The organism is Mesorhizobium sp. P3_A9, from assembly GCF_056402975.1.
The window spans coordinates 1-8,677 of record NZ_JBFUGJ010000257.1; the positions used below are offsets into that span (position 1 = coordinate 1).

9 protein-coding genes and 1 pseudogene are annotated in these 8,677 nt (G+C 58.1%); 3 read left to right on the plus strand and 7 right to left on the minus strand.

Features of this window, described 5'->3' with window-relative positions; genetic code table 11:
• Positions 1–921: 921 nt before the first annotated feature.
• Complete coding sequence (locus tag AC1DX0_RS26010) at positions 922–1,158, minus strand: hypothetical protein (RefSeq protein ID WP_477223761.1); 237 nt, start codon at positions 1,156–1,158, stop codon at positions 922–924.
• A gap of 178 nt (positions 1,159–1,336) precedes the next feature.
• On the opposite strand from AC1DX0_RS26010, the gene AC1DX0_RS26015 reads away from it, so the two are divergent.
• On the plus strand, positions 1,337–1,579 hold the full coding sequence (locus AC1DX0_RS26015; RefSeq protein ID WP_477223760.1) for a hypothetical protein: 243 nt from the start codon (positions 1,337–1,339) through the stop codon (positions 1,577–1,579).
• A gap of 6 nt (positions 1,580–1,585) precedes the next feature.
• Positions 1,586–1,894, plus strand: coding sequence for a DUF1236 domain-containing protein (locus AC1DX0_RS26020; protein ID WP_477223759.1), 309 nt, complete (start codon positions 1,586–1,588; stop codon positions 1,892–1,894).
• Between the two features lie 370 nt (positions 1,895–2,264).
• On the opposite strand, the gene AC1DX0_RS26025 is transcribed toward AC1DX0_RS26020, so the two are convergent.
• The 4 genes and pseudogenes from AC1DX0_RS26025 to AC1DX0_RS26040 form a co-directional block, all read right to left on the minus strand.
• Positions 2,265–4,070 carry a bifunctional diguanylate cyclase/phosphodiesterase gene (locus AC1DX0_RS26025; protein WP_477223758.1) on the minus strand — a complete coding sequence of 602 codons (1,806 nt, stop codon included), beginning with the start codon at positions 4,068–4,070 and terminating at the stop codon, positions 2,265–2,267.
• Between the two features lie 926 nt (positions 4,071–4,996).
• The gene (locus tag AC1DX0_RS26030) at positions 4,997–5,182 is read right to left on the minus strand and encodes a hypothetical protein (protein WP_477223757.1); all 186 of its coding nucleotides are present in this window, start codon (positions 5,180–5,182) and stop codon (positions 4,997–4,999) included.
• A gap of 378 nt (positions 5,183–5,560) precedes the next feature.
• A complete protein-coding gene (locus AC1DX0_RS26035; protein WP_477223756.1) occupies positions 5,561–5,761 on the minus strand; it encodes a hypothetical protein in 201 nt (66 codons plus the stop codon).
• A pseudogene (locus tag AC1DX0_RS26040) lies at positions 5,758–6,569 on the minus strand (ATP-dependent DNA ligase). The gene AC1DX0_RS26035 and the pseudogene AC1DX0_RS26040 overlap by 4 nt, the downstream one beginning before the upstream one ends.
• A gap of 106 nt (positions 6,570–6,675) precedes the next feature.
• On the opposite strand from AC1DX0_RS26040, the gene AC1DX0_RS26045 reads away from it, so the two are divergent.
• Positions 6,676–6,876 (plus strand): hypothetical protein, encoded by a 201-nt coding sequence (locus tag AC1DX0_RS26045; protein WP_477357327.1) that lies wholly within the window; start codon positions 6,676–6,678, stop codon positions 6,874–6,876.
• A gap of 263 nt (positions 6,877–7,139) precedes the next feature.
• Here AC1DX0_RS26045 and AC1DX0_RS26050 read toward each other — a convergent pair whose 3' ends face one another.
• Complete coding sequence (locus AC1DX0_RS26050) at positions 7,140–7,724, minus strand: hypothetical protein (protein ID WP_477223754.1); 585 nt, start codon at positions 7,722–7,724, stop codon at positions 7,140–7,142.
• 554 nt (positions 7,725–8,278) lie between these two features.
• A complete protein-coding gene (locus tag AC1DX0_RS26055; RefSeq protein ID WP_477357329.1) occupies positions 8,279–8,569 on the minus strand; it encodes a hypothetical protein in 291 nt (96 codons plus the stop codon).
• Between the last annotated feature and the right edge of the window lie 108 nt (positions 8,570–8,677).

Here is an 8,677-nt window from a genome sequence, read left to right on the forward strand (position 1 = left end):
GAGTTATGGTTTCGTTCCCAGCGGTTGTGGACACGCAAGAAATTGCATGCCCCCTTGTGAGCCGGCCGCGAGGCAGCGACCAATGTCCTCGCCGGAAGGAAAGCGCGGTAAAAGTTCTGGCATGACGGAGCTTTGGTGGCGCGAGTTACCTCRCTCGCAGCGCAGGGAGCCTGTCAAGTTGAAAGAGAATGATCCGGATGTCGTCCGATCTAAGCCCCGGCTTCTTGGCATCTTGTGACCCGGCCTGATCACGGGAGCGTCTGATGACGATCCCAGCCGCATTGCCACCCATTCACAGGCAGTGGAAGGCGAAGGTCGCTAGCGTCCGCAAGGGCTAGAAAGGCCACTCCCGGTCATCTGGTTCAAGATGATCGAGCGCAAGACGCCGACGAAACTGGCACCAATGAAGACGGCTGCCAAATCCCATGCGCCCGTCTGACCTGTGGGTTCAATGTCGGGCAGGTGGATGGCTACAAGTCCGAGAAAGTCCGCACGACGGAAGATAACCAAGTGTCCCCGAACGCGCAGGCCGATGCCCTGATCGCCGAGGGCTTGCTATATCACCTACCAGGGCGAACAGGCCTACTGCCGGCCAAGGACGACGAGATCGTTTTGCCGTTACAGCATCTGTCACAACCCCTTGTCGATCTCTTCCCGTTTCATGCCTATGGGTATCGGCAAACTTGTGGGTCAGCTCGCCAACCAATATGACATCGGCCTTCGTTGTCTCGGGAAACATTGTTGGCGAGCCACAGATCCAAGAAGTTTTTTCCGCGTGTGGTCGTAGGCCCGAACCTCGAAGAACATATGAGGACGTCGCTTCAAACCAATGTCTCAGTGAAGCGAATCCATCTCGCAAGTTTCAAAACCAGAAATGTCCTGAGGTGGAGCAATACCATGAGGCGGTCGCCGCTGTTTTGTTCACATTCCGTGGGTCATTACAAGGTAGATAACCGGGATTAACATCAACCAGCCGCCCATCCCTAAAACTACCAAAATAGCTGTGCGCTCGGTTCGCCTCACAAGCGCCGTGATCGCATCCTCGTTGTCGACGTCCGATAACGGAGTCGAACCAAGAATCCGATTGCGGTTGTCATTCGCAGGCTGGTCTGCGCCTTCGATGACCTTTTGACGCTGGATTAGTGTCACTCGTTTCACGCTCCGCAGAGTATCCATCCGACGAGGTCGGGGCGCGGCTTTAACGCGGCTGCCGCGATTGCGTTGCCCTCATAAGACCTTAGTCGGACAACCCCCAGACCAAAGCCTMACTCCTGGAACGGTAAGCTTCGGTCATCGTTTCCTCGTTTGTAAGTAATTGAAACTAGGAGAGGAAATTATGACTGACGGCCCAACTGTTGTTAACTCTGGAGGTGGCGGCGGCACTGCGGTCGCTATTGTTCTCGGACTTGTCGCAATCGTTGTCTTGCTGATTTTCACCGGCGTCATCAACATCCATGGTGGCAGCGGCGGCAAGGACATCAACGTCAAGGTCGAAGCGCCGAATGTCGAAGCGCCGAAGGTGGAAGCACCGAAGGTGGAAGCACCGGCCGCGCCTGCGGCACCTGCTCCCGCCAACTGACGCCTCATGAAAAATTACCTCGTCGGCGCAGCTGGCGCCTTGCTGCTTATCGCTGGAACCGGCACTTCCTTCGCGGAAGACGTGCTTGTTCTAAAGCCTGAACAGCAGACCGTTGTGCGTGAGTACATTCACAAGCAAAAACTCGCTTCAGTCAGCCTGCTCGGCGTCGAACTTAACGTCGGCACCGCCCTTCCCGATACCGTCGAGCTGCACACAATTGACGTCCCTAACGTCAGGTACAGGTACACGGTTGTCGGCGATCACGCGGTGCTCGTGGATCCTGATACACGCAAGATCGTGCAGGTAATCGAGTAGTTGCTAGTCGACCGAGAATGATCCGTTTGGGCGGACCCGCCAATGCCATATGGTGGCACGGCGGGTCACACTGATTGTACAGAGGTCGCGCCCCAACAACCCTGCTGCCGCGTCAGCCGCCTTAGCGCTATTCGGGCTAGCTATTGGTGAGCCTGTGCGTGAGCAGAGATCCCATAAGGATTGTGGAGCTTCAATGTGAGTTTATGGCGGCGACGAGATTGATGGAGGCTGCGAAGCTCTCGTCGGATTTACGCCAACGGTTTGGGTGGTCGCCGTTCGCTTGTCCGGCATAGCTGGCGCGTTAGCAAACTAACGCGCAGCGTTTCGCTTTGGCCGAGGCGCGAGATTTACGGCTCCCCATCTCAGAGCTTTAGATTGCTCTCGAAAACGGGACCTGCGACCCCGCCCGTTCGCCGAGAGTCTGTCCGAAACGCACAAGAAGTCCCGTTGCGATCTGGCGCGAAACCGCTTGTGAAAATAGATAGCCCTGACCAAGCACGCAGCCGATGTCCAAGAGCGAACTGGCCTGCAGCTCGCTTTCGATGCCTTCGGCAACGACCCGGATGTTGAGCTTGCGCGCGATATCAATTAACCCCTCGACGATTGCAAGGCTCGGGTCCCCCTGCCCCAGGCGGTCGATGAAGGATTTGTCGATCTTGATGACGTCGACAGGCATCGTAAGCAAATGCGTGAGCGAGGCAAATCCTGTTCCGAAGTCATCGAGCGCTACGCGCAGTCCATGAGCGCGTAGTGCCTTGATCTCCCGGGCCACGATAGGATCACGCTGGCCGAGATAAACCGACTCGGTGACTTCAAGGATGATATGCTTCAGTGGCACGTTTTCTCGGCCGAACGCGGCTTCAAGACGTCCGTAAAGGGTACCGCTGTGAAAGTCAGCGGAAGAAATGTTGATGCCGATATGTTGCAGGGGAATGCCTTGCTCCAGCCAAGAGCGCGCGTCGGCCGCAACAAGGGCCATCATGCGTTCGGTAAGATGCGAGGCGACGCTGACATCGGAGGTCGCATGGTGGAAAGCAGCGGCCGAAACAATCTCCCCGTCGGGTTTGCGAAGGCGGCACAGTGCCTCCATGCCGACGATCGCACGGGTATCGAGACGCAGGATCGGTTGGTAGAAAGCGTCGATCCGGCCTTCGCGCAAGGCCGCGTCGACGTCGCGGGTCACCTCGATACGGGTCTTGATGGCGCTGCCGATCCCCGGCCAGTACCGCACGAAGCCGCCGGGCGACGTCTCTTTGGCATGGTATAGCGCAAAATCGGCATGCTGGTGCACCGTTTTTGCATCGACGTCATCCGCACTAAGCACCGCCCCGCCGACGGTTGCCCGTGGCAGGATCATGTGTCCATCGCAGGCGGCGGGCATGGCCAAGGTATCGAGAATACTCTGCGCCGCGCTTTCAATGGTGGCGGAGGCACCGGTCTTCTGGAGGATCACCGAGAACTCATCGCCACCCATGCGGAACACACGGTCAGGCGCGACGCTTGCGCCGAGACGCGCGGCGACGACTTGCAGCAAGGCGTCACCAGCGGCGTGGCCGAAGGTATCATTGATGGTCTTTAGATTGTCGAGGTCGACGAGAAGCACCGCCCAGGCACCTGGCTGGGCACAGGACAACCGCTCGATGGCTGTGTCCAGGCTCGCGCGGTTTGGCAAACCCGTAAGGGCATCAATATAGGCTCCACGCTCCCTTTCGAGCACGCGCTGGTAACGTTCAAGCGCTATTGCGCAGAGGGATGTACATGAAGCGACGACCTCCTCTTCTCGCACGCTAGGCCCTCGCGACTCGTAAAAATAAAGCGCAAAAGTCCCGAGCACTATGCCAGCGGCGTCGCAGATCGGACTTGACCAGCAGGCCTTGAGCCCCAAAGCGAGAACAGGGTCCCTGAATCCGGCCCAGCGCGGATCGGTGGCGATATCGACCGTGGCAACGGCTCTTCCCAGATAAGCAGCGCTACCGCATGCGCCCACAAGCGGGCCTGTCAGGAGGCCGTCCAACTGGGCCGAATACTCGTTGAGCAGGAAGGAACCGCCGATCGGATGCAACAGGCCGCTGCGATCCACACGCAAGACCGAGCAACATATGCCGGGCAGCATTTTTTCAATCTGCGCGCAAAGTCGGTCGGTCGTCGCTTCGAGAGTTTCGCCTCTGGCGATCATTTCGAGGATCGTGTTCTGTAGATGTAGCACGCAGCCCCCGGTCAAAGATTGCAGGTGTATGGGACCCGGTGAACTATCCGAGATCAAATCACTCTACGTTCGGTCTAGTATACAATCTAACAATACCCGATAATTATTTTTACGTTTATCCGGACATCTTCGGCAGCGCCTTGCGCGATCGCGCACTCCGTCTTTGCAGAATCGACCATGTGTGCGCGCGGACCTGAGTGTCCGCTTGGCCGGCGCCGCACAGCTGGCGTCGGCGATTTTCCCCGTAGGGAACCTGCCGACGCCGGCGACGTTGCTCGCAACCCCCTTTATCACCGGATATGTCGTCGAATCCGCCGAGCCCTCTAGCGATTCTTCGGCCGCGGCGTGATCTCCTCGACCCCTAACCTTGTCGCCGATCTACTTAGTCGTATCGAAAACCTTTGCCTGTCCTTCGAAGACCGCGCGGTTGCGAGTTCTCGAAAACGCTGTGATGTAGGTTGTGGCCGGCTTGTCGGTCATTTCTTCACCTGATCAGAAGGCCCCGACCGATCGGCATCTGCGGCAGTGGCCGCGACCTGTTGTGCATGTTCCGTTGCGATTTTAAGCAGACCTGTAGCCGTTTCTTGGGGCGTCCACCCCTGAGCTACTGATCCCAGAACCAAGGCCGCGAACGCGGCTTCCAACGCGACCTCACAGTTGGCCTCGCGATCGGGGCTTCCCTCTGGCAAGATCGGTGGTTCGACAGACTGGGACATGTCTTGCTATTCTCCTAGAAAAGCCCGCGCTTTGTGGCGGATAGAGGGCCGGTCGGAGGCCCGGTCTTCGGCAGGCAATGGAGGGCACCGCCTGCCGCCAGTCACAAACCTTTAGAGGCGACTAATGTTCCAGCAATCGCTACTTTCGTTCAAAGCACCTTGCCGACGGCGGCAATTTCTCTAGTTCTCCGCGTGGCTAAAAACGACAGTGCCGTTTTCCTTACGAACTTCAACGGACACGATCCCATCGTCGCCCTTCCGGGTCTGAAACATCGAGATTGCATGATCCCTTGCCGGTTTCTCCGCGTCGAACAATCCCTTGTCGACGATGCCCTGTCTTCCATACCAGATGACAGTAAATGCCATTTTCCCTCGTCCTTCGCGGCAGCCACCACGGGAATTGTAGTCGGTTGGGACGGAAAGTCACACTCTAGCTAACGGCGCTAGGGATGGGCAGGCTCGACAGATCCGTAAGGTTTAACGGCCAGAATTCTAGCTTCCCGTATAAGCGATGACCAATTGTGAGCTTGCCAAGGACGGCGGTTAGCCCGCGGCTTTGATCCTGGGGGATGCCTGCTTCTCTCAAAAGTCGCAGGACGTCGCACCGTTTATCGCGCTCGGCTTGTCGGATTCGTCAGCGAATAATCTGACCCTTCCGTATTGACCAATCCGTTCAACGAAGGTCGCTACCCATCGCCACAACAGGAGGATTATATTCCTCGCCTGCCTCCTCGCAAGAGGTGGTCAGCGCAAATCCTGCATGATGAACTGGTAGGTTTGGCAAATCTCTTCATCAATCTCCCGGCCAGGAATGCCTTGCGCTTCAGCCGCCCGTTTTGCGTCCACGACCATCTCAATCACCATCAGGACCGGGTCGACGATCGGCTCGTCCGCCAGATGGTCCGATATCCAATGATAGAGAAAGTCACTGCCACGCTTGCTCATTCTTCCCGGAAGTCCCGCAGTGAAGCGTGCCGCAAATCCTCTTCGCCCCGCATGTGTTTGACACGCCCGATCAGCCCGGGCTTTACCCATTGCGTCGCCGGTCGCATCATCCAATTTGGGGCCGTCCCCGCGTAGTCCTGGACACGCTGCCAGAGCCGCTCCCGCATTTCCCTATTCAAGGTGAGAAAGGCAGACCCGACATAGCGCCCGGTACCGCGCTCAGCCATTAAGGCAAAGGCTGGCTTGCCTGCCACGCGCTCGACGCCGCGCAAATTAAATTCGTCAGTAGTGTAGCATTTTGCCTTTAGCCAACTGGTCGACGTGCCGCTGCGGTGTTTGCTGTCACGCCGCTTCAACACCGCCCCCTCCAGTCCGGCTTGGTCGAGCAGATGATAGATCCCCTTCGCAGAGGCTCGCTGTACTGAATCCGGCCGCCGGGCTCGATCATGCTGGCCAGAATCTCGGGACGCTCCTCCAGCGGCATATCGCGCAGGTCGCGGCCATTGAGGTGGGGCAGATCGAACGCAACAAAGTACAGGTCATGCTGCCTGCGGGTGATCGCCTTGCGCAGTTCGCCGAAGTCGGACAGGCCGGCGGCGTTCAGGACAATGATTTCGCCGCCGACGATCGCACTCGCGGCGCTAAGGCTCGCCGCCTCTTTCACCAGGTCGCGATACTTGGCTGTCCAGTCGTGGCCGTTGCGCGTGTAAATCCGGGTGCCGTCCTCGTCGATGATGAGCTGCGAACGATAGCCGTAGAACTTAACCTCGTGAATCCGGTCGACGCCTTCGGGAGGCTTTTCGACCATGGCAGTTTAGCGTTATCGACCCTTCCCGATTAAATTAGAGGCCGCTTCAAAAAACGCAAATGTTAGATATAACTAATATAAAGATGATTCGCGGTGGTGATCCGCCATGCCATATCTAATCAGAGAATATCTCGCGGGGCGGATGATCGCCGAATACCGCGCTGAGGCACCGACATCCTACCGCGCTGCCGAGCAGGCAACGAAACGCCCGGTGACGCTCCACCGGACGGGAAACTACTTCCTTGAAGTGACCGACGAGACCAGCGGGCGAGTGTTCGCCTTCCAATACGCAGACTTGCCCTACTGAAAGTAGTGGCGAAGCGCTCCGGGGTCCTCTAACCCGCCATCTTGTTGTAGGCGGCTGCTTGATTTGCGGTGTCAAAGGGCATTGCGGTGTTCGTCCCATTGCCGCAAACGGCCAGGACCGGAAGGCCGGGTGGGTAATAGACCACGTATACTGGGTGGGCTTCTCCGGCGCTCATGTCGCATCACAGCCGGTTGTCCTAATCCGCGCACTGAACGACGAAAACTGCCCGCCACCTTTCGGCAGCGGGCTTGCGCTCAGGCGCCTTAACGACGAGCTATGAGCAGACAAAGCTGGCGCAGGTCACGGTCGTATGTGCCCGAACTTGCGAGCACATCGGCGCAGCGCTTCTTCATCCGCGCAACTTGACTTTCAGACATCTGGGCGATGACGCCTGGCAAGCGCGACTTGCTTGAGCTCACCGCAGATGAGGGTTTGGACGGATCCACGGAATCGACGCCGACCCCAACTCCAACGCCACTCGCTCCYCCAACCGTCGCGCCTAGTCCCGCATTCACGCCGTTGGTGCCACCTACGCTGGCTCCGGCGCCGGCATTGACTCCGTTGGCCCCGCCGACAGAAGCACCTAATCCTGCATTGACGCCGTTCGAGCCACCGACGCTTGCCCCGGCTCCGGCGTTCACGCCTCCGCCGCCGCCGATAGAAGCGCCGGCGCCAGCATTGACGCCGCCGCCGCCACCGATCGAGGCACCTGCACCGGCATTGATGCCGCCCCCACCCCCGACCGACGCACCGGCCCCGACGCCTGCGGAGTGAGCAGGGAAGCACAATACTATCATCAAAACGCTGCCGGCCAAAGTCTTAGCCGGGCTCTCATTGAGGGAATACATGCGAGCCTCCTTCGTTGCCTAACAGTCGATAATGACTGTAGAAGCGCAACTTGTGAGCAGCATTTTAGACCCACCTTATAAAAGCATTCTCGTGAAGATGGCTTGCAAGCTCTCACCTAAGCGGAGTCAATTTTACCCAATCTTCAACCAAAGCCCGCCATTGTTCAGCGGGTATGGTTGGGGTTGGAACACGCACTGAATGGCGCAGTGCGGTCCCGTTAGCCCGTTAGACAACTGTTTGACAATAGCGGCGCCGGCGGACGCGGCGTCATGTCGTCGTCGTCATGCGGCGTAACGGTTCCCCAGCCGTCCGCAGCGAGCAGCCTCCTGGCAGCATCCCAAGCGCAGGTACCTACTCTGATTTTAGTCATGTGCCTCACCTTCAGGGGGTGGCGCGGAAAATCTGGGGGATGTGCGGGCCTGCCAACATCCGCAACATCAGAGGAGCGAGTGCAAGTCACCTTTTGCGGCTTCAGGCACAGTCCCGGCTGAACGAAAAAGGGCCCGCTGGCGCGAGGCAGCGAGCCCTTGTTTACGACTGAAGCAGCGAATTATTAGTTTGCGCCGCCGAGCTGCTTGGTCATCTTGCAGAAATTGTCATGCGCCTTCGCGATAGCCTCGTCGCCGCATTCCTTCATCATGGCTGTACGGTCTTCTTCYTTCATGGCCATCCAGGCAGCYTTGAAYTCCGCCTCGGACTTCATGGTCTTCATGCCGGCATCGGTGAAGAAYGGSGACATTTTCGCCGRATCATCGAGCGCGGAYGTCCCGGTGCTGCCGCCTGCGAGCGCCCAACCGGTGTTCATTGCGAGCATCGCACCCATAGTGAGCATCTTTAAATTCATGGATAATTCCTCCTGCTAAAGGCTGCTCAAATAGCAGCTTGTTCCATCAACTTCGTTCGTCGGAAAAAGTTTCCCCGAGCGATCGCACTTTAACGGGCTGTGTGTGGG